Raw genomic sequence first — 21,719 nt, forward strand, 5'->3', positions numbered from 1 at the left:
TCCTTGTAATAACAGGGGTTTGGGCCTTTTTATTTTGTCCACTAGATGCGTTTTGATCAACATTAGTGAGTTGCTCACATTTTTGCTAACTTCTTAGGGCAATTGTAGAAATATCAGCCACTTCATATCTTGGTTTGGCTTCATATGAGCGTAATGCTCTCCCTCCAAGAGGTCAGTTTAATCCATAATGTGTTTTTAGTATTAGGTTGTGTTTATTAAAGTGTGAATTCAACGGCTTGACAATATACCCCTATAGGTATAATATGAACTCACGAGTCATTAATGAATAAATTCACGAGTAAAATGCCAAAACTCACGAGTAAAACGTGCAAATTCACGAGTAAACTGCCTAAACTCACGAGTAAAATGCCAAAATTCACGAGTAAACACGCAAACTCAGGGATAAAATGCCTAAACACACGAGTAAAGTGCCCGAATTCATGAGTAAACGCGCAAACTCATCAGTAAAGCATAAAATTCACAAGTGAAATACCCAAACTCACGAGTAAAACGTGCAAATTCACGATCATTGCATCTGATCAATTGGGAAGTGACCTTGGGACTGAGCTTCTTAATCGGAAATGGAAATAATATAATCAGTCATGATATTACTGATTGCAAATAGATGGGGGGTGTGGGGTATGGAGTATGATAAAAATGTCATGAATCGCTTGAAACGGATTGAAGGACAAATCAAGGGTGTTCTTGGAATGATGGAGCAGGGAAAAGATTGCAGGGAAATCGTCACTCAGTTGTCGGCTGCGCGAAATGCCATCGATAGAACCATGGGTGTTATCGTAAGTGCCAATCTTGAGCAATGCGTTCGGGAAAACGTCGAGAATGGAGAAGGCACTGATCATCTAGTCAAGGAAGCGGTTAATTTACTGATTAAAAGCAGGTAAAAGTATTTGACCTGACTACCAGGAAAGGAGTGTTATTCATGTCTTATATTTTACAAGTGGATTTTAAAATGGAGGGACCTTTCGGCAACGAAATGGTAAAAGAATTTACAGATTTAGCAAAAAGCATTAATGATGAAGAAGGATTGATCTGGAAGATTTGGACCGAAGACAGTGAGGCAAAGGAAGCAGGTGGCATTTATCTGTTTGAAACGAAGGAAACCGCATGTAAGTACTTGACGATGCATACAGCTCGGTTAAATGGGTTTGGTATTGAGAAGGTTAATGGGAAAATTTTCGAAGTGAATGACGTTTTGACTTCAATCAATCATGGACCAATTAAATAAAGAAAACCCTATTCCCTTGAATAGGGTTGACGAACTATATTTTTTAGCATAATATATACCCCTTAGGGTATTAATGTGAAGTGGAATATCAATCAGGGGGAAACATAATGACTGTAATGACTGAAAAGAAAAGAACGACGATCATTTTATTTAGTGGTGATTATGATAAGGCAATGGCTGCTTATATCATTGCAAATGGGGCTGCGGCTTACGATCATGAAGTGACTATCTTCCATACATTCTGGGGATTGAATGCTTTAAGGAAGGATGAACAGGTTTCATTAAAAAAAGGATTTCTGGAGAAAATGTTTGCAAAAATGATGCCGCGTGGTCCTGATAAAATGAGGTTATCCAACATGAACTTTGCTGGGATGGGTCCCAAAATGATCAAACACGTGATGAAGAAGCATAACGCCATGTCACTCCCAAATTTAATTGAGTTGGCTCAGGAACAAGAAATCAAACTAATAGCCTGTACGATGACAATGGATTTATTGGGCTTGCAGCAAGAGGAATTATTGGATGGAATTGAGTATGCAGGTGTTGCGGCTTATTTAGCTGAAGCAGAGGATGGAAATGTAAACTTATTTATATAAATTTGGGTACCGGAGGGATGGGTCCATTGGGAACTATATTTAACCTCATCATATTAGGTTTCATCGTTTGGTTTTTATATCAGCGCTTTGTCCCTGTAAAAGGGATAAAAAATATAAATGCGGCTGAGCTAAAAGCTGTGTTGAAAAATAGAGGAAATAAGCAATTGATTGATGTCCGTACACCTAATGAATATAGGGGCAATCACATAAAGGACTTTAAAAACATACCTTTAAACGAACTTGGCAAAAGGGCACAAGAACTTTCAAAAGATAAAGAAGTGATTGTAATCTGCCAAAGCGGGATGAGGAGCAGTAATGCGAGTAAAGCATTGGAAAAACTTGGATTTAAAGAAGTCACCAATGTAAAAGGCGGCATGAGTTCTTGGCGCGAATAAAAGGAGGATCTTATAAGAATGAAAGAAATTTTACCGAATGAAGTGAACGCATTATTGAAGGGAAACTCACCAGTCCACATCATTGATGTGCGGGAGGTGAATGAAGTCAAGGCAGGGGAAATACCAAATGCTTTGAATATCCCGTTGGGTCTAGTGGAATTTAGAATGCAGGATCTGGATAAATCAAAAGAGTATATCATGGTATGCCGGTCAGGGGGCAGAAGTTCAATGGCTGCACAGTTACTTGAGGATCATGGATATAAAGTGTTGAACATGATAGGTGGTATGAATGAATGGGAAGGTCCCACAGAAAAATTTTGAATTCGAATATACCCCCACATCTATAATAGAAGGAGGATATAAAATGATAAAAACAAATTCCGTTTTGGATGCTAAAGGTTTAGCTTGTCCAATGCCAATCGTAAAAACGAAAAAAGCCATGAATGGCCTGGAAGCGGGGGAAGTACTGGAGATTCAAGCAACTGATAAAGGGTCAACCGCCGATATGAAGGCGTGGGCGGAAAGTTCAGGCCATCAATACTTGGGTACGGTTGAAGAAGGTACCACACTAAAACATTATCTTCGGAAAGCAAGCGATGAAGAAACAGAAATGAAGAAGCATGAAAAAATCATTTCAAATGAAGAACTGCTACACGTGATGGAAGAAAATAGAAATATGGTCATCCTGGATGTACGAGAATCCGCAGAATATGCTATTAATCACATTCCAGGAGCAAGATCCCTTCCAATGGGTGAATTGGAACAACGTATGGGTGAACTGGATATAGAGTCAGAGATTTTCGTGATTTGCCGTACAGGCAGCCGAAGTGATCTTGCTGCACAAAAACTGACTGAGGCTGGATTTGAACGGGTTTTCAATGTTGTACCAGGCATGAGCCAATGGAACGGTCCTTCACAAAAATTCGTGAATGAATAAAACTATAAAATGGAGGAATACATCATGACTAAAAAGTAGCTATAATCGCAAGTAATGGTGTTTAACATTGCAATGGCAGCGGCAGCAACAGATCAAGAAGTGGCCATTTCTTTACTGACGAAGGTTTGAACTTAATTCATAAAGAAGCGAATGGAAAACTTCCTCTGCCTGAAGGTAAGGAGCTTTTTGCCGAAGGGTTTAAAAGGGCCAATGTGTCCAGAGTTAGTTACTATGGCACAGGAAATGGACGTCAAGTTTATTGGGTGTCAAATGACCATGGACGTAGTGGGCTTGGAAAAAGAAGCTTTCGCTGACGGTATCGAAGTAGGTGGAGCGGTCACATTTTTGGAGTTCGCAAAAGATGCTGATGTTACATTAACCTTTTAATGAAGGAAAATTTTTTGAAAGCACTAATACTATAGGGGGTATATGATATGACATGTAAGCAAATGACAGCTGCTGAAGTTTCAAAGAAAGTGATCAATAAAACCGACTTATTTATTTTGGATGTTCGAAATGAAAGTGACTTTAATGATTGGAAAATTGAAGGGCAGAATTTCGAATTCCTTAATATCCCTTACTTTGATCTACTGGATGGCGTAGAAGAAATTCTCGATCAAATCCCGGCCAATAAAGAAATCCTGGTAGTATGTGCCAAGGAAGGCTCATCCGTCATGGTAGCTGAAATGTTATCTGAAGCTGGATTGGATGTTTTTTATTTAATGGGCGGCATGAAAGCATGGAGTGAACATTTGGAACCAGTGAGGATAGGTGAATTGACAAATGGCGCTGAAATTTACCAATTTGTTCGACTTGGTAAAGGCTGTTTATCTTACATGGTCGTTTCCAATGGTGAGGCAGCCGTTATTGATTCCACAAGAATGATAGATGCCTATCTTGATTTCGCCGATGATATCGGGGTGAAGATTACACATGTTCTGGATACGCACTTACATGCCGATCATATTTCAGGTGGAAGACGAATCGCGGAAGCAACAAATGCAGCTTACTGGCTGCCGCCAAAAGATGCGGCTGAAGTAACTTTTCAATATCAGCCTTTAGAAAGCGGGAAAGTGATAACGATCGGTCATACAGCGATTGATATCCAAGCATTATATTCCCCGGGTCATACCATTGGATCCACTTCATTTGTGGTGGATCAAAAATACTTGCTAAGCGGGGATATACTATTCATCGATTCCATTGGCAGACCGGACCTAGCTGGTTTGGCTGAGGATTGGGTAGGGGACTTGAGAGAAACACTGTATACACGTTATAAAGAATTATCAGACGAGTTAATTTTATTGCCATCACATTTCATGATCATTGATGAATTGAATGAAGATGGAAGTGTCGCTAAAAAGCTGGGTGCGCTGTTTGCTGAAAATCACGGATTGAACATTGCGGATGAAACGGAATTCAGAGAAATGGTAACAGGTAATTTACCGCCTCAGCCAAACGCTTATCAAGAAATTCGCGAAACTAATATGGGGAAAATCGAACCCGATGATGATAAACAGCGCGAAATGGAAATTGGACCAAATCGCTGTGCGGTTCGCTAAAACCGATAAAAATAGAAACCAAGTAAATGGGAGAGATGAAATATGAATGCAGATAAAGTGCTAGATGCTAAGGGACTGGCATGTCCAATGCCAATCGTCAAAACGAGAAAAGCCATGAATGATTTGCAAACCGGGCAAGTTCTGGAAATACATGTAACTGATAAAGGAGCTAAAGCAGACTTAGCCGCTTGGTCAAAATCCGGTGGCCATGAACTGGTGGAAACGGCAGAAGAAAATGATATACTGAAATTTTGGATCAGAAAAGGTTGATAAAGAGAGGGGAACCATTTGGTTTCCCTTCTTTTAAGGGAGGCACTTAAAATGGATATAACCTTTATCATTACCATCTTTTTGATTGGTTTTATAGGTTCATACGTTTCAGGGATGCTCGGCATCGGCGGTTCGATAATAAATTATCCAATGCTGCTGTTTATTCCCCCAATCTTCGGTTTAGCGGCATTTAGTGCCCATGATGTGACAGGTATAAGCGCTGTACAAGTCTTATTCGCTTCCATCGGAGGTATATGGAGCTATCGTAAGAGCGGACATTTAAATAAAACGCTAATTCTCTACATGGGAATCAGTGTGTTGATCGGAAGCGTGGTTGGGAGTTTTGGATCACAATCGATGTCGGAAAACGGAGTGAAAATCGTCTATGGCATTTTGGCGTTGATAGCGGCTGTCATGATGTTCATTCCGAAGAAAGGGATAGATGACATTCCTGTAGATCAAGTTACCTTTAACAAATGGCTTACGGCCATCCTGGCATTAATCGTTGGTTTAGGCGCCGGGATAGTCGGTGCCGGAGGGGGCTTTCTATTAGTTCCCATCATGCTTATCGTTTTAAGAATTCCAACAAGGGTCACGATTGCTTCTTCATTGGCCATTACTTTCATTTCATCCGTTGGTGCAACAGCAGGGAAAATCTCAACCGGTCAAGTTGACTTCTATCCGGCGTTGATCATGGTTGTAGCTAGCTTAATAGCATCTCCGCTTGGGGCAATGGCCGGTAAAAGAATGAATGTAAAAGTGCTGCAAGTCATACTGGCTCTATTGATTTTAGCGACAACTGTGAAAACTTGGGCGGGGATCATGTCTTGAGTTTTGACACGAAAGGGAGCAGTTGTGAAAAGTTCTATCGTTAAAGAAGTGTTCACAATAGGCCACATTAATGGTTCCTTTTCCTCCATCACTTTTTTTCTTATTATCTTGTACCAGATAAGTCAATGTGATTTCAGTTAATAGAAAAAAGCTGACTGTTGAAAGTCAGCTTTTTTCTTATGTGGCCGTTTATTAATAATTAAAAGATTACCGCTAAAATAAACCAGACAATCATCAATAATTGAATTATTACTTTGGCTAAGCTGCCGCCTAAAAAACCGATGATAGTTGCAAACCCAACTTTAGTAGCCTTCATTATATCTTTTTGAATGATAAATTCCGAAATGAGGACTGCTAAAAATGGTACGAGAATTATTCCAAAAGGAGGGAATACAAATGAACCAACAATCGTGGCAATAGCTGCTATTGTCTCGGATGTTTTTGACCCCCCATACTTTTTAACAAAATAACTGTTTGCGATAATGTCGGCCGCGATTAATACACCGCTCAACACAACCATACTGATCCAGAACCATAACGATAACTCATCGGGATTAACCAGGAATTGATAAACTGCAAATCCTCCCCAAATGGCAACTACCGAAGGAATAATAGGATAGATAATTCCTACAAAACTTAAAGCAAATAAGACGATCGTTAATCCCCACCATAAAATATCCAATGAAACTCCACCTTTTCATACTTACTTTTTCATATAACTATTAAATTATATTTCTATTTAGGGACAAACACCATTTATTCTTCTTTTGTATATTCGAATCCCGCACAGGTCATCAACTACCAAGGGATCAAATCTTGATATCATAGGGGTTTGAGCCTTTTTTTGTTTATAAAATTTATAGCCAGTTTTGTTTTATTTACTCAATTGGTGGAGAATAGAGAAGGATTAAAACGTATTACAGGACAACTATTTGTAATAATTAATATTTCAAGAAACTGTGGATAAAGCCTTTTGATTATTCAGCTAAAGATGAGGTTAAAAATAAGAGAAAGAAATTGACATCCTATTAGCTGGTTTAGCTGAAGATCAGAGCTGTCTTTAAGGCAGCTTTTTCTTATTCTACTAACGGGGCGGGTTAGTTGAAAAAAGAACTATTTTGAACTACCTAGAAATAAATACTATATAGAAAAAAGATAAGGAGGTATTCGTATAGAAAAGGTACCTGTTAAAACGATTAAGAAGATAGAAGAGGACATTGAAAAAAATGATTTAGGGAAAGCAAGGGATAGACTAATAGGGTTAATTTCAACCTATCCTAATGAGTTAGAACTTCGTAAAAAAAATTAGGGGACATCTAAATTGCATTAAAATATCCTTCAATGGCAGTTCGTTACTGGTTTTTAGAATAGAATAAGGCATCAGAGATGGTAAAAGCGTGTATTCTGTTCGAAAAAATCTTTGGGAAACGAACCTTTTCTATTAGTACAACAGTGCTGTTTGATCTTTGTTCAACAATTGGGCCAGATAATAGAATAACACTTGGAAGTTAATTTGGATATTTTCGTGAATAAACCTTTTTGCTGCAACTTAAGTATAGATCTTCCCCTCCTCAACTCTTTCAATGAATTCATATTTTCTTATTTTACTAAAGAAAACCCCAATTTATAAAAATGGATTTAAGTCTTTTTCACTAATTTTCGCAAAAATAATGATTTTTCAGAACATATAAAAGAGAAAGAAGGTATAAAGTCCTGTAAAATTAACCCAATAGCAATCCGATAGAAAGGCAATTAATATTATTGTATGAATATTTTAAATTTTTAGAAAGGGGTATTTTTTCGGGGAATTCTATTTAACTAAGAAAGTAGGGAAGATATGAAAATTCATTCATTCATTAAACGAACAGCAGCGATTACGCTGTCAGCTGGCCTGCTGCTATCATCAGCAAACACGCCTTTCATTCCTTATGCAAATGCAGCGAACATAAAGGCAGAAGACGTCTTGGCTTCGTTGACAAGTGAACAACGAAAAGCGTTAAATAAACTTGAAATGACAGATAATGTCGGATTGCAAGGATTTAAAATGGAAGAGTTAAAAAAGGATAAAGAAATCTCGGTCATCGTCCAGTTCAAATCAAAGCCGGGAAAAGTTGCAGTCTTGGATGCGAATGTAAAAGGAAAGAAGCTTTCAAAAAAACAAGCGGATGATCAAGTAGAAAAGGAACATTCCCAGTTTAATAAAGACATTCAATCGATTCTTCCATCTACTAATCTTAGAAGCAAGAAAACAGGTCATAAAATCACTTCTACCTTTAAGACCGTTTATAACGGGGTAGCTATGAAGCTGCCAGCTAATCAGGTAGAGCAGCTCTTGCAATCCAAGGTCGTAAAAGCAGTATATAAAAATGTAGAATTTAAGGTCGATCCGATCGCCATGGGAGAGAAATCAGCCCCTGGTACATCCGTTGAAAGTATTCCATATTTAAAAATTGACCAGCTGCACAATGAAGGTATTACAGGAAAAGGAATCAAAGTTGGGGTTCTTGATACAGGGATTGATTACAACCACCCTGATTTGAAAGATGCCTATAAGGGCGGTTACGATTTAGTTGATCAAGATAATGATCCAATGGAGGCAACGTACAAGGATTGGCAAGCGTCGGGGCAACCAGAATTTAGCTGGTCCGGTTCTTCCTATTATACTTCCCATGGAACACATGTTGCAGGTACCATTGCTGGACAAGGAACGAATGCAGAGATTTTTGTAAAAGGTGTGGCTCCTGATGTGGATTTATATGCGTATCGTGTTCTTGGACCATATGGATCAGGATCATCTGAAGGGGTCATTGCAGGTATAGAAAAAGCTGTAAACGATGGTATGGATATTATCAACCTTTCCCTCGGATCGGACATCAATGATCCTTATGATCCAACCAGTACTGCCATTAACTATGCTGTCCTTAATGATGTAACAGCAGTTGTAGCAGCTGGAAATGCAGGATCAGATGATTATACATTAGGTTCACCTGGCTCAGCAGCACTTGCTTTGACAGTCGGGGCGAGTGATGTACCGATGGCGGTTTCTACTTTCAATGGGAAAATCGGAAATAAAGATTCGATCGAGCTTGTTAGTTTGGGACGCCACTATTCAGACCATTTAAAGGAATGGGAAGGGAAATCCTATAAGGTAGTGAATGTCGGTTTAGGAAATGGCTCTGATTATTCCGGCAAGGATGTAAAAGGGAAAATTGCACTTGTGGAACGCGGAGAGTTCGCCTTAGCGGAAAAGGTCAGCAATGCGAAACAAAATGGAGCAGCCGCCGTTCTTCTTTGTAACAATGTGGAAGGGCAAATTAATGCCAATCTTGGAGAGTCCGTTGACTTTGTGCCTGCATTTTCTTTAACAAAAGAAGCGGGAGAAAGCATTAAAGCACAGATTCAAGCAGGTGAAGCGAATTTTACTTTTTCCAAATACGCGGATAAACAGACAGAAGGTGACCACTTAGCGGACTTTAGCTCAAGAGGCCCGGCAAGAGAAACATACGATATGAAGCCAGAAGTGACGGCACCGGGAGTAAGTGTTCTTTCAACAGTCCCTTCTTATATGGTGGACGCTGAACATCAAGAAAACTATCAATATGCATATTCCAGATATTCTGGAACATCTATGGCTACTCCTCATACAGCAGGGATTGCAGCACTCATGCTTCAAGCGAATCCGCAATTAGAGCCGGAAGATATTAAAGCCGTTCTAATGAATACGGCAGATCCTCTTAACGGAGAATACAGTGTATTTGAAGTTGGAGCAGGAAGAGTCGATCCATACCAAGCTGTGTATAGTGGAACAAGCTTCAAAATTAACGATAAAACATTTGTTCCAGGTGCAGAGGCATTAATCAAGGTAAAAGAATTGACGGGCGGACTCAGCTTTGATGTTCACTATGCAGATAAAAAGTTAAATCTAAAAAAATCAATCACTATTGAAAATAACGATAAAGTAAACAAAACTTTCAGTGTATCTGTAGCTGAATCGAATGGTTCAAATAGCTTGAAGGAAAACGGAGTGGAGCTGGATATTCCAAGCAAAATTTCTGTAAAAAGTGAAGACTTCAAAAAAGTAACACCACGTTTGCTTATCCCTAAGAAAGCAAAGGATGGAATTTACGAAGGCTATATAACATTAACAAACAATTCGAATTCATCAGAGCAGTATCGGATTCCTTTCAGCTTCCGAACAATGAAAGATGGGTTTAATAAGGTTGATGTACTAAATCCTGCCTATTCTCCAAGTCATTTAAACCAAGTAGGATGGGATCCTATGCGTACTCCATTTGTATTTGCTGATTTTAACCTTCGTGCACCAATGGAAAAAATGGATGTCGTTCTTCAAGATGGCAAAACAGGAAAGGACCTCGGGTTGGTCGGAACAATAAATTTAGATTACGCTTATGACAATGTAGATTATGGATTATATGCATTTAATGGAGCTTATTATGAGTTTACAGGAAACTCAAAACAGCCCATTTCGGAAGAAGCAAGTTATGTGAAAAAACCGGGACATTACAAGTTGAAATTCATTGGTACAGGTACTTCCGGGAAGGTTACAACTGAAACGCAGCATTTGCTCATCGATCTCGATGCACCGAGCTTCAAAAGTTCACTTGATGGAAAGTCTCCATTTATTGAATATAAACCAGGTCAAGAAACATATCCATTCGAAATTCAAATCACAGATCCAACCATTGACGAACTAAAGAAATTGGGCGTAAATATCGATCAATCATCGAACTCGATGGTGTATTACTGGGGTCAAGGTGGTTTCCCTTCTACGCCAATTCCAATGGATAAAGAAGGAAAGTTTGTCGAAGAAATCGCCCTGGATGAATCCATCCCAGCACTTCAATTCCGCATGAATGGATATGATATGGCAGGAAACAAACCAGCAACAAAGCAATATTACTTTGTAAAAGAAGGTACACCTGTCTCGTATACTATTGGCGAAAAGTATGAGGTGAAAACAGGCGATACGGTAAAAGCAACGCTATCATTAGATAACCTAAACGCAGTGTCAAAGGCGGAATGGAACTTTAATGGTGACGGAGACTTTGACAGAGGTTTAGATAGCGTAGAGTTAGTTGATGCCAAGCTTTACAGCAAATTCTCGGACAAAGCCTCTTTAACGATTAAAGACAAGGTCGTTACTGTCCAATTTAATGAAGAGAGTAAAGCATTGGACCATGCAAAAGTCGTTGAGGTTACGTTTAAGGTTCAGGATGATCAATATACCCTTGGAGCAGCGATTAATCCGATTGTGAGCGTAATGGATGCTAATAATCAGAAAAGCAGTGTGTTAAAAGCTGGTTATAGTTGGAAGGTTAATCCGCAATTCTCAATGGCTAGAGGTTATGTCTCTCCGCAAGGATTTGAAAATGAAGATGGTACTGTTACAGAGAAAAGGGATTGGAGCAAGGTTGGCGGTACAGTGAAAATCTTCGATTCAGAAGGAAATGAGTTCGATGCGACATCAACGGTAGAAGAAAATGGACAATATGTATTCAACAAGCTGCCGTTAAGCACAAATGCCTTCACGATAGAAATGAAAGTCCCAGGCCACTTTGTCACGAAAGAAAAACTAAATTCTGGTATAGGTTTTGAGCACAATGGTGAGTTATACGGTCAAAATCGCTGGATACCTGCCCTTGATATTACTGCAGGTGATGTAAACCAAGACCATGTCATTGATGTTCAAGATGCGATTGAAATTCAAAATGCATGGAAAACAAAGAAGCGTGCAGCGGATATCACCTTTGATGGAATAGTTGATGCTAAAGATATGAAATATGTTCAAACAAACTATCTCAAGCAAAATGTGCATGTTGATAATGCTCCAAAACCAAAGAAGAAGTATAAAGGTAAGACATTAGAATCAATTTTAGTTGAGTTGGGAATACAGCCATAAATATTAAAAAACACGATGAAAGCTTAGCTTCATCGTGTTTTAACTTTAAAGAAAGTATAAAATTTTTCTAAAAGTATTAAGAAAGAGAGTATTCCAATAAGGTTGCGTTATTTGGATTTTCTTCAGAATAAAATATTGAGGTAGATAGGGAATTCGTAAAAAAGGGAAACAAAAGTGAATATTGAAAAAGCTAATAAATAGAGGGATGGTATTAAAGTAGTCTTGCGCTTTTCTTAATTTTACTAGAATATATAGATTATATATTTATTTTTTTCTATATATACTAGATAAAATTACAACCTAGAGGTGAAGCTATGATTGAAGGGAAACTTATCAAGTTTTATCGTGAAAAAGCGGGGTTGACTCAGGGGCAGCTTTGTGAAGGAATTTGTTCTGCTACACATCTTAGTAAGATAGAACGGGAGATAACAGAATACTCAGGGGAAATTACTCTCTTATTATCCCAAAGATTGAATATCTGTCTTGATGATGAATTTGTGCGGTATCATAATCTTCAACAGAAACTAAAGCTATGGCACAACACGTTCGTTATGCAACAAAGCAAAGAATCAGAAATTTTAAAAGAAGAAATCGAAAAAGAAACACTGATTCAATTGCCAGATTTTCAAGTTTTCTATCAATTACTCTCTGCAAGGTATTATTTATCTAATTATCAATTAGAAACAGCATTATTAATTATTCAAAACCTGCAAAAAATTGAATCATCTTTTTCTCCGCAAGACCGCAATATGTTAAAACATGTTCTAGGTATGTACTATTTTCACAACGGACAGTATCGAGATTGTATTCAAATTTTAACATCGATTGATCAAAGTCAATATAATCAATTTGAATATTATTACCATTTGGCACTAGCCTATCACCTTATTCATTCTAATATAATATCGTATTATTATGCAGAGAAAGTTCTTGACTATTTTCAAAAAACGTTAAATGTCATCCGAATAATTGATACAGAGACGATCATGTTATTACAATTAAATGCAAAGGAGCTTCATGATTTTGAAGAGACGAAAGAACGTTACGAACAATTAATACGTACCTGTGATACCATTAATGAAATAGACCGTAAATCAAAGCTTCTTAATAATCTTGCATTTGAACTTTACAGAAGAAAAAAATACAAAGAAGCATCCGAACTATACAAAGAAGCCATGGAACTAATGGATGAAAAGGTTCCTCATTATTTAACTGCATTAGATGGTTATATGAATACTTGTTATAAAGGAAAACTACTTTCAAACGAGATTTTATTGGAATTAGCACATAAAGGCCTTAGAATAGCAAAATCGACAAAATCGTATAACTGGATTTTTTTTGAATTACACCTTTATCAGCTTAATCATGAAGAAGACGATTACTATCATTTTATTGAGACTACAGCCCTTCCTTTTTTTAAAAATATGGGCTTCACCATGTTAATTGAACACTACGAAAAAAAACTCTTCCACTTCTATAACCGAATTGGTGCCGTCCAAAAAGCATTGGACCTTGCCAATTCTTACATACAAGGAAGAAAGAGCTACTATGATCATGAATAAGTCTTAATAAAAAAAGCTACTCTATGCAGATGTTAATGCTGTATAGATTGGATTGAAGCTGAAAGTCAGCGTGAAAAAATAGTCAATCAAAGAAGAATTAAAATTGGAAAGCAATTAAAAGTTTAATTGAAAAATATCGAAAAGAAAATATGTAAAACTGATAAGTCCATCAACTTAAAGTATGATGAACTATCAACAATTCGGTTATAGCTATCCACGTTCATTAAAAGAAGTAGAAGCACGCTAAGAGACATGGGAGGGTACGTCATCATAAGCTTCGCAGAGATCTATTGTGCATCACATAGTGAAGAAAATAGCTGATAATTTCCATTAGTTTTAGCGAAGCGTACGCTCAATTTACTAAAAAAAACCAGAATTTCAATGCTCTGTTTAAAAGAAGATTAAAAAAAAAAATTCCCTAATATACCGAGTGGTGCAAACCGTTGATACATCAATGTTTATAGAGGGAGGTTAGTTGCATAGGAAGTAGTTAAATAGAGTTGAAAAAAGACTGAAATCCCTCCTTCATTGTATATAAATGGTACATTAGGAAATAACCCTCACATTGACTCCTAGTACAAACGTTTAAAATGCAACTCCATTAAACTGCCAGTTTATTGAATAAGAACCACCTTGTGTTTTACCATAAAATTTAAGTTTTTAATTTTTTTTCCAAAGGGCAACAATCCTTTAGAAAACAGCCTAAAAAGAGGGTGTAAACGGTTCCTTCTAACTAAAAAAAGGTGTATAGGAATGTATTAAATTGTCGAAATAATCTAATATCATTGGTGGTCGTTATAGGTTAATATTAAATAATATGGTAATTTACCGCATATAAAATGGGCGTCCGTTTAAACAACAAGGCTCAATTGAATACAGCCGATGGAGGGATTTTTGTGGGTATAGCTATCGAAGAAAAACCGTCATTCCTATGCGCTAATTTTGAAGATGGAGTATTAATAGAAAAGGTCCGGCAAGGAAATATGGAGGCACTAGAAGTACTAATGAAAAAATACCAAACTTTTGTAAAGATTAAGGCTAACAGATACTTCTTAATTGGGGCAGATAGAGAAGATATTATCCAAGAGGGGATGATAGGATTGTTCAAAGCCATCAGGGATTTTAATGGCGAGAAACAATCTTATTTTAAAGCGTTTGCAGAACTATGTATCACGAGGCAGATTATTACAGCCATCAAGGCAGCTACTCGTCAAAAACATACTCCGTTAAATTCTTCTATTTCGCTTGATATGCCTATATATGAAGAAAATCCGGATCATACTCTTATGGAAGTAATGACAGACACCGTTATTTCTGATCCGGTTGCGATATTGATAGATAAAGAATCTGCGGATGACTTGGAATTAAAATTATCTGAGGTTCTAAGTCCGTTAGAAAAGAAGGTTTTGGCTTATTACTTAGAGGACCTTACTTATATAGAAATGTCTGATAAATTAAATACTCACGCCAAGTCTATAGATAATGCGTTGCAGAGAGTGAAGAGAAAATTGGAGAGTTTATTGGAACTTAGAAATAGACACGCAATAGAAGGTCACATTCAATAGATAAAAGAGCCGTTTACTATTAAGTTGCTCTTTTGGCCAAAGGGTTTTTAATCCTTTGGCTTTATGTGTTTGAAAAACCTTAGTTGTATTTCATAGTGAAATTAAAAATACAACAAACACCGGTATGGAAGGGCACTGATGTTAACAGAAAGATTAAAACGATTATTCTCTCAACAAGCAAGTGGAATAGACTATGCCATTCTACTAGCACCAATACTGAAATTGGCTACTTAATTTCTCTAGCTCACCAATATGGAGAACTTATATTTTTATGGGTACCCATCCTATTATTTAGAAATATAGATAAAGAATACTATCGTTATTATACTTTTATGTATTATGGCGTTTTTCTTTACCAAAGAAGGAACAAAAAGAATTCTCAACTATAGAAGATTTTTCTAAAATAGATTCTGTGAATCCTGATAAAGATGCATGGGCTAAAATTTATATGCCTAAAAAAGATTTCAAAACAATTTTAAAACAGATGGCTGGTCCTGATGATGAAGGAACTATCACTTATAAAAGCATTGAATTAAAAGACTCTAAAACGATAGAAATGAAAGTGAACTACTCAGATGGTGGATGCTTTGAGAGCAGCATGCAAGCAGCTATTATGGATGCCTACATACGAGAACTATATAAACACTCTGAGCTCTATGATGATAAAAAAGAACCCACTATCCGTACCGTTGATTTGAGCAATACAGTTATTGCGGAAAACAAGAAACCCATTGAATTCGATGAAGATTCCGAACAAAAACCGAAAGAGCTTGGAACCTTTAAACTAGGTGAAAAGATAAATGTAGAAGGTCATATCATAATATTAACAAATGTACAATACACAAAGGAAAGAAACGAATTCGAAGAAACACAGCTCAAAGAAGTATTGGGGTTTGATATTGAATACCTAAATGGTACAAAAGAAGAACAAGTAGTTAGCGCAGGAGATTTTGAAGTGTATGACAGCAAAGGTGAAAAGATGGAGGTATATGCTCTCGATACATTAACCGAGATTGTTCAAGCTGGTAAGCACGTTAACGGGCCCGCTGCTTTCGGAGTAACCGATTATGCACCTTATGAAATCTTTTTCACAGATTATACTACGGGTAGCAAAGCAAAATGGATTATGGAAGAGAAATAATAGTTTTCATGTTCATTTTTTAAAGCAGAAATTTTAGGCAAAAAGGTACTCACAACAATGGTGAGTACCTTTTATTGTAATGCCTTTTATGTTTCAATCCTTTATATAAAAATATCAATGCATTGTTCCACAGTTGTTGCAGAGGCTAACTGTTTTGCTTTTGTAGCCAATACATCTGCCGGTTCTGTATCGAGAATGACACCAAATAAGTTTTCTATTTCATCCAAGCTTTTTTCTAAGCGGGTAGAGATGATTGAAATCGCTATTTCTTTGACAAGTCTGTGTTCAGCCATGTTAATACTCACTTGAATCACCCCTTCTAATAAACTTAAATACCTATATTCGATTATCCAAGTGTTAATTCCTTTTAAGAAAAGAATATGTCGAAAAATAAATCGACCATTTACTTAATAATTGGCTATGTAAAAGCTATTGATTGTTTTTGAGTAGTCCTGTAGTCAATTTTGGTATCCTGATTGCATCAAAATAAAAGGGATAATCTGATATGACTGTGGTGACTATACTGTTATTGCTTCATTAAGCGATAGGAAAAGAGAATATATATTTGGGGTGTTGTCTCGCTATTTACATTACTCAAATACTGCACAGGAACTGCACAAGACTGTCGCTTTGTCTTACAATCGTATGGATTTTATTTTTGGTTGTTATGTGCATTTTTGTCCGTCCTACAATCATCAAACTCATCGGCTGATTTTTCCTGCATGCTTCACTGTGTGCGAATAGATATCAAGCGTGATTCAACTATATCAAGTCTTTGCCTTTCCTCTTCCAAAAATTCAGTAGATTTTGGTGGAATTAATCGGGGTAACTAGTTTGTCATAGTGTATCTCTTATATTTACAAACGATTAATAAGCTTTAATATTCTGCATCGGTCTTTTTATGACAAAATCCTTAGTTTTTTCTCCACTTTTGACTAATACCATCAATTTCCACCCTTTACATGTTAAAAATGTCGTTATAACCTCCATTGTTTTGTGAAAACAGTGACTTTTGGTTTATCTTTCTTGCGAAGGAATAAAATCACATGAGTTTAACAGAGCATTTAAAATGATCTGTTAATTTTGAGGGTAGGGTTTGCTATAAGGAATATAGCACCCCTCAAAAAGATTTTTTGGAGGTAATGTTGATGAAATCTGGCAATAGCGGTTTAAACAGGCGTAATTTCTTAAAAGTTGGCGGTATGAGTACTTTAGCATTAACACTTGGTTCAACCGGGGTATTTTCTCTTGCGGGGGCTACAAAAGGATTTGCAGCGGATTCCAGCAAACCAACAAACGGATTTGGTGGATTTGGCCCACTAGTAAAGGACCCAAATGGAGTTCTCGATCTGCCAAGGGGATTTCATTACAAAATGCTTTCAAAAACTGGTGATATTATGCCTAATGGTGACCTTGTCCCTTCTGCCCATGATGGAATGGCTGCCTATAAAGGAGAGAAGGGTACAACCATTCTTGTAAGAAATCATGAAAATGGGACAAACTCGGATTACCCTGTAAACGGGAAAAAACCTTGGAGTGCTGGTGCTGCCGGCGGCACAACCACATTAATCGTTGGACAAAATAACAAGGTCATTGATCAGTATGTATCAAGTTCAGGTACAATCCGTAACTGTGCTGGTGGAGCTACAACTTGGGGCACTTGGTTAACAATGGAAGAAACCCGTGATATGGGGCATGGCTTTGTATTTGAAGTGAATCCGCTTGATCCTGAAAATGAAATGTCAAGAACACCAATCCGTGATATGGGGTATTTCTCCCATGAAGCTGGGCATGTTGACCCTTCAACAGGAATTTGGTATTTAACCGAAGACGCAAGTCCAAGCTTCTTGTACCGTTTTACCCCGCATGACCGTAGTCAAAAGCTAGGTTCTCTGCAAAAGGGCGGTATCCTTGAAGCGGCAGCGATTGATGAATTGCCTGCTGCAGCAGCAAGTCAATTTAGTACTAGACAAAAATTCGGGATTGTTTGGAAAAAATTAAATCCTGAAATCGCACAGCAAGATGCTAAGGATAAAGGCTGTATTCAGTTTAGCCGCTTAGAAGGGGCATATTTTTCTGAAGGTACTTTATGGTTTGATGATACAAGTGCAGGTTCATCACGCCTTGGCCGTGTTTATCGCTACACGCCAGCGACAAACAACTTAGAACTATTCTATGAGTCTACTGATAAAAATGATTTAGAAGCACCGGATAACATTACGATCACTCCTTGGGGAGATCTTTGGATCGCCGAAGATGGTGGCGGCAATGACCGTATCGTCGGATTAACTCCTGAAGGAAATATTTATACTTTCGCTGAGAATATGATGAACGGTTCTGAATTTGCTGGCCCTACATTTTCTCCAGATGGAAATACTTTCTTTGTGAATATGCAAACACCAGGTATCACCTTTGCGATTTGGGGACCATTTGCACGCAGAAATTCTACCCGTAGACGAGCTATGAACCAGGCTTTGCCGCCAGCAAGTCTTGCTCCTGTTGTTTCGGATAAACTTACTGCATTCGCAGAAGAACAAGGCATGTCTATATTAGAAGCAGCAGCTTTAGAGCGTCATGGCATGCCAATTTTATAAGTAATGAACGCATTTTTTTAGATCTTTCAAACCATCATGGTAGCAGGTGAGACATTTGTTATCCAGTATCGGCATCCCTGGCCTAATTCTAATTCTAGTCATTGCGTTAATCATTTTTGGTCCTTCAAAATTACCCGAAATTGGAAGGGCTTTTGGAAACACATTAAAAGAATTTAAAAAAGAGACAAATGATTTTTAATCAGCAATGACAAAGAGAAAAAACTAACTTTGAAGAAAAAAACAATTGAATAGCTCTTGTGAAATCCGAAAAAACTGGAAACTAAATAACTACTTTTATCATTTAATAGAATTAATGCTTGGAGGAAATAGTATGAATATAATAAGGAAGATTAATTTGAAGGGCTGCTTTTCGCTGGCGATGGCTGCCGCTTTTGCCGCAATTCCCGTTACGGCAGATGCCGAGGAAAAGCTCAAGGAGGGAGAGAGGTTTGAACTCACCATTCTCCAGACAAATGACTTTCATGGTCATTTGGATGACATCGTCATGCTTGATGATGGAACCGTTCATCACAATTCCATTGCGAAGTACGCCACCATCATTGAAAATGTGCGCAATGAAGAGGAGAATGTGCTTCTCGTCGATGGCGGGGATGTCTTCCTGCGAGGCGAGTTTCAGGCGGGTCAAGGAGAGTTGGAGACGTCTCTTTTGAAAGATTTGGACTATGATGCGATGGCTCTCGGAAACAACGACTTCCGCGTTTACCCTGCCGGGGAGGGCACACCGGACAGCCGTTATGAACAGTTAAAGAATTACCACCGGAACGTAAATTTCCCCATCCTTACTGGAAATGTCATTGAAAAGGAAACAGGAAAGTACATACAGAATGTCAAGCCCTGGAAGGGTTTTACTTTCAAAGGCGTTAAAGTCGGTATGATCGGCCTTACTTCGATGAAGCCGGAAATTCGCGGTTGGGATGATGTTGCAGACCTCGATTTCATCGAACCGGTTGAAGCGTTGAATGCGTTGCTTCCTGAAGTGAGTGAAAAGTCAGACGTAAACATTGTCCTTTCGCATGCTGGAAATCCCGAAGACCACAAGCTGGCTCAGGTTCCCGGAGTTTCGGCGGTAATCGGCGCAGATACACACAAGGTCATCGAAACACCCGAATATGAATTCAACGGAGAGGTGATGGTGCCAATCACTCAAGCTGGCGGAGAACAAGAACATTATTTGGGCCGTCTTAATTTGACTTTTGAAGTCGTTGACGCCAAAATGACTTTGGTCGAATCCGATGGATTCCTCTACGACGTCACAAATGTTCCGGCTAATCCGGAGATACAAGCGATTATTGATGATTATCGTGCAGATTTGAAAGCGCAATAATAAACTCTTCATTGTGCAATGAGGTAAGGACAAAGCGAGGTTAACGCTTTGTCCTTTCTAAATTAATGATAAAGTAAATGCTGGAAGGGGGTGTACAAGTCGTTGCAAACTAACTGACTGGTGCCTTTTTTATTTTTGCTCACCCGCCTTTTCCACTGATGGGAGTTGAAATTAGTGTAGAGTTTATCTGTTTAGTTTTGCTTAATTCCACTAATTAATGTGCTAATAAGGATCGTTAGGGAACAAAGCATTTGTTATGCCATTGAAAATGCGAAGATTTTCGCTTGGGATTCCATTAAATGCCTTTGTATTTGCTGGAAATCGTTTGAAAAAATTCTGATATCCATAAACAACCAGTTATTTTTTATCCGCTGATGGTCATTATAAATAAAGAAGAAGGGGCTACTGATTACGTATGATTCACATCATATAGTAAATGAGGTGTTAGTTAAAGACGTTTAACTTAACTATTGGTAGCTTCATTAAAAAATCGATTCGAGCAAGGAGATGGTTCTCTTGCACGTAAAAGCAGAAAACTCATTCAATAATTGTCATTTATGCTTTGAAAGTTGATGAAACTTTGAAGATATAGGGGATGGTTGCATTGGAGGGTAAACTCTAGCCAGATACCTGTTCTTACTCTAAAGTAGATGAGGTGTTTATCGCAGAGAATTTATGCTGATTCGAAATGAAGCAAACCCCTTTTTCAGGCAGGGTGCAACGTTCCGTTGCATCCTGTTTTTATGTATTATTAGCAATTTTATTTTATCCCCTATCTGTATATTTTAGGTAACCTGTGGTGTTATAAATAAAAGCACCCAATAAGGAAAAGCATACGGTAACAAGTTGATTTATTCCATTTCAAGCCTATTCAGGGGTATAAACAATTTCATATAAAACAAATAATTCATTCATTTTTACTATCTTTTAAATGACCGGAACGAACGACTTTAGTTTTTAAATATTTTTCATTAAACTCGGAAATGTCTCCCCATAACGGAACTCTGCCTGCAACATTAGCACCTGAGTTTTGAAGAGCTTCCAATTTTCTCGGATTGTTGGTGATAAGAGTCACTGGATTAGAGCGCAGTTTTTTTAACACCCGAATGGCGTCATCATAGTTACGTGCATCATCCACAAATCCAAGCTCCAAATTCGCTTCCACCGTATCCAATCCTTTTTCTTGCAGAACATAAGCCATGGCTTTACTAAATAATCCGATGCCTCTTCCTTCGTGATTCGCTAAATAAAATAACGCTCCGGATCCTTGAGTTGCAATCATTTTCATAGCCTGCTTTAATTGAAAGCCACAATCACAGCGTTTGCTTCCGAATATATCCCCAGTATGACAAATACTATGCATCCGGATAAGTGCATCAGCTGAATGTTGAAAATCTCCATACAGTAACACACTGGATTGCTGCATTTCCGCTAAGTTGGAAGAGGCTAAAGTTTCAATGATCTTATTTATATTATAAGTGCCGTCACCACAAAAATGACCCGCCATATTCTCACATCGTAACCAGCAATACCACTGGAATATAATTGTTTCTCCCTCTAAGTTAACGGGTAATTTGATTGGGCCGACTAAATAAATGGATGTTTCATCACTTTTAATAACGTTAATTTTATCTTTTAATATTAAAGCCACTTTTTCATTAATCATATAAACTTCCTCCCGAAACTTCTAATACTACGATAACGTTTACTAGTTCATTTCATATTGTACCCAATCCACTCTTTTGTGAATCTTTG

At 37.8% G+C, this 21,719-nt stretch carries 20 protein-coding genes and 1 pseudogene; 18 read left to right on the forward strand and 3 right to left on the reverse strand.

Translation table 11 applies throughout. The annotated features are described in order from the left end of the window. The first annotated feature begins 641 nt into the window (after positions 1-641). From J7I96_RS10185 to J7I96_RS10230, 10 genes and pseudogenes are all read left to right on the forward strand, one after another. A complete protein-coding gene (locus J7I96_RS10185) occupies positions 642-902 on the forward strand; it encodes a metal-sensitive transcriptional regulator (protein WP_214923905.1) in 261 nt (86 codons plus the stop codon). Between the two features lie 38 nt (positions 903-940). Further along, positions 941-1,246, forward strand: a complete 306-nt coding sequence (locus tag J7I96_RS10190; RefSeq protein ID WP_214767552.1) for a monooxygenase — start codon at positions 941-943, stop codon at positions 1,244-1,246. 116 nt (positions 1,247-1,362) lie between these two features. After that, entirely contained in the window at positions 1,363-1,842 is a 480-nt protein-coding gene (locus tag J7I96_RS10195; RefSeq protein WP_214923951.1) for a DsrE/DsrF/DrsH-like family protein, read from the forward strand. A 26-nt stretch (positions 1,843-1,868) separates the two neighbouring features. Then, positions 1,869-2,237: a rhodanese-like domain-containing protein gene (locus J7I96_RS10200; protein WP_251029143.1), complete on the forward strand. Its 369-nt coding sequence runs from the start codon at positions 1,869-1,871 to the stop codon at positions 2,235-2,237. A gap of 18 nt (positions 2,238-2,255) precedes the next feature. Next, a complete protein-coding gene (locus J7I96_RS10205) occupies positions 2,256-2,558 on the forward strand; it encodes a rhodanese-like domain-containing protein (RefSeq protein WP_214767555.1) in 303 nt (100 codons plus the stop codon). Positions 2,559-2,601: 43 nt separating this feature from the next. Then, complete coding sequence (locus J7I96_RS10210) at positions 2,602-3,174, forward strand: sulfurtransferase TusA family protein (protein ID WP_214767558.1); 573 nt, start codon at positions 2,602-2,604, stop codon at positions 3,172-3,174. A gap of 54 nt (positions 3,175-3,228) precedes the next feature. Next, positions 3,229-3,561, forward strand: a pseudogene (locus J7I96_RS10215) (DsrE/DsrF/DrsH-like family protein). 47 nt (positions 3,562-3,608) lie between these two features. Then, positions 3,609-4,736, forward strand: coding sequence for an MBL fold metallo-hydrolase (locus J7I96_RS10220; RefSeq protein ID WP_214923901.1), 1,128 nt, complete (start codon positions 3,609-3,611; stop codon positions 4,734-4,736). A 42-nt stretch (positions 4,737-4,778) separates the two neighbouring features. Beyond that, positions 4,779-5,006 carry a sulfurtransferase TusA family protein gene (locus J7I96_RS10225; RefSeq protein ID WP_063593098.1) on the forward strand — a complete coding sequence of 76 codons (228 nt, stop codon included), beginning with the start codon at positions 4,779-4,781 and terminating at the stop codon, positions 5,004-5,006. Between the two features lie 51 nt (positions 5,007-5,057). Then, positions 5,058-5,837, forward strand: a complete 780-nt coding sequence (locus J7I96_RS10230; protein WP_214923899.1) for a sulfite exporter TauE/SafE family protein — start codon at positions 5,058-5,060, stop codon at positions 5,835-5,837. Positions 5,838-6,036: 199 nt separating this feature from the next. On the opposite strand, the gene J7I96_RS10235 is transcribed toward J7I96_RS10230, so the two are convergent. Further along, a complete protein-coding gene (locus tag J7I96_RS10235) occupies positions 6,037-6,519 on the reverse strand; it encodes a DUF456 domain-containing protein (RefSeq protein ID WP_214923896.1) in 483 nt (160 codons plus the stop codon). 534 nt (positions 6,520-7,053) lie between these two features. Between J7I96_RS10235 and J7I96_RS28775 the strand changes: the two genes are divergently transcribed. The 5 genes from J7I96_RS28775 to J7I96_RS10255 all read left to right on the forward strand — a co-directional run bounded on the left by J7I96_RS28775 (position 7,054) and on the right by J7I96_RS10255 (position 16,025). Then, positions 7,054-7,146: a DUF6584 family protein gene (locus J7I96_RS28775; RefSeq protein ID WP_396020089.1), complete on the forward strand. Its 93-nt coding sequence runs from the start codon at positions 7,054-7,056 to the stop codon at positions 7,144-7,146. A 528-nt stretch (positions 7,147-7,674) separates the two neighbouring features. Beyond that, positions 7,675-11,757: a S8 family serine peptidase gene (locus tag J7I96_RS10240; protein WP_214923893.1), complete on the forward strand. Its 4,083-nt coding sequence runs from the start codon at positions 7,675-7,677 to the stop codon at positions 11,755-11,757. Positions 11,758-12,071: 314 nt separating this feature from the next. Continuing rightward, complete coding sequence (locus J7I96_RS10245; RefSeq protein WP_214809847.1) at positions 12,072-13,319, forward strand: helix-turn-helix domain-containing protein; 1,248 nt, start codon at positions 12,072-12,074, stop codon at positions 13,317-13,319. An 839-nt stretch (positions 13,320-14,158) separates the two neighbouring features. Beyond that, positions 14,159-14,884 carry an RNA polymerase sporulation sigma factor SigH gene (gene sigH / locus J7I96_RS10250; RefSeq protein WP_214923890.1) on the forward strand — a complete coding sequence of 242 codons (726 nt, stop codon included), beginning with the start codon at positions 14,159-14,161 and terminating at the stop codon, positions 14,882-14,884. Positions 14,885-15,332: 448 nt separating this feature from the next. Beyond that, positions 15,333-16,025, forward strand: coding sequence for a hypothetical protein (locus tag J7I96_RS10255; protein WP_214923888.1), 693 nt, complete (start codon positions 15,333-15,335; stop codon positions 16,023-16,025). Between the two features lie 101 nt (positions 16,026-16,126). Here the strand turns inward: J7I96_RS10255 and J7I96_RS10260 are convergent, their stop codons facing one another. Next, positions 16,127-16,330 carry a hypothetical protein gene (locus tag J7I96_RS10260; RefSeq protein WP_034312777.1) on the reverse strand — a complete coding sequence of 68 codons (204 nt, stop codon included), beginning with the start codon at positions 16,328-16,330 and terminating at the stop codon, positions 16,127-16,129. 843 nt (positions 16,331-17,173) lie between these two features. Here J7I96_RS10260 and J7I96_RS10265 point away from each other — a divergent pair. From J7I96_RS10265 to J7I96_RS10275, 3 genes are read left to right on the forward strand one after another with little or no spacing between them, the layout of a single operon-like run. Further along, positions 17,174-18,619, forward strand: coding sequence for an alkaline phosphatase PhoX (locus J7I96_RS10265; RefSeq protein ID WP_214923886.1), 1,446 nt, complete (start codon positions 17,174-17,176; stop codon positions 18,617-18,619). Between the two features lie 55 nt (positions 18,620-18,674). After that, a complete protein-coding gene (gene tatA, locus J7I96_RS10270) occupies positions 18,675-18,818 on the forward strand; it encodes a twin-arginine translocase TatA/TatE family subunit (RefSeq protein ID WP_214767581.1) in 144 nt (47 codons plus the stop codon). 45 nt (positions 18,819-18,863) lie between these two features. After that, positions 18,864-19,964, forward strand: a complete 1,101-nt coding sequence (locus tag J7I96_RS10275; RefSeq protein WP_251029144.1) for a bifunctional metallophosphatase/5'-nucleotidase — start codon at positions 18,864-18,866, stop codon at positions 19,962-19,964. Positions 19,965-20,871: 907 nt separating this feature from the next. Here J7I96_RS10275 and J7I96_RS10280 read toward each other — a convergent pair. Continuing rightward, complete coding sequence (locus J7I96_RS10280; protein ID WP_214923884.1) at positions 20,872-21,630, reverse strand: GTP cyclohydrolase II; 759 nt, start codon at positions 21,628-21,630, stop codon at positions 20,872-20,874. Positions 21,631-21,719: the final 89 nt, after the last annotated feature.

This window comes from Bacillus sp. ISL-78 (assembly GCF_018613455.1).
Lineage (GTDB): Bacteria > Bacillota > Bacilli > Bacillales > DSM-1321 > Peribacillus > Peribacillus frigoritolerans.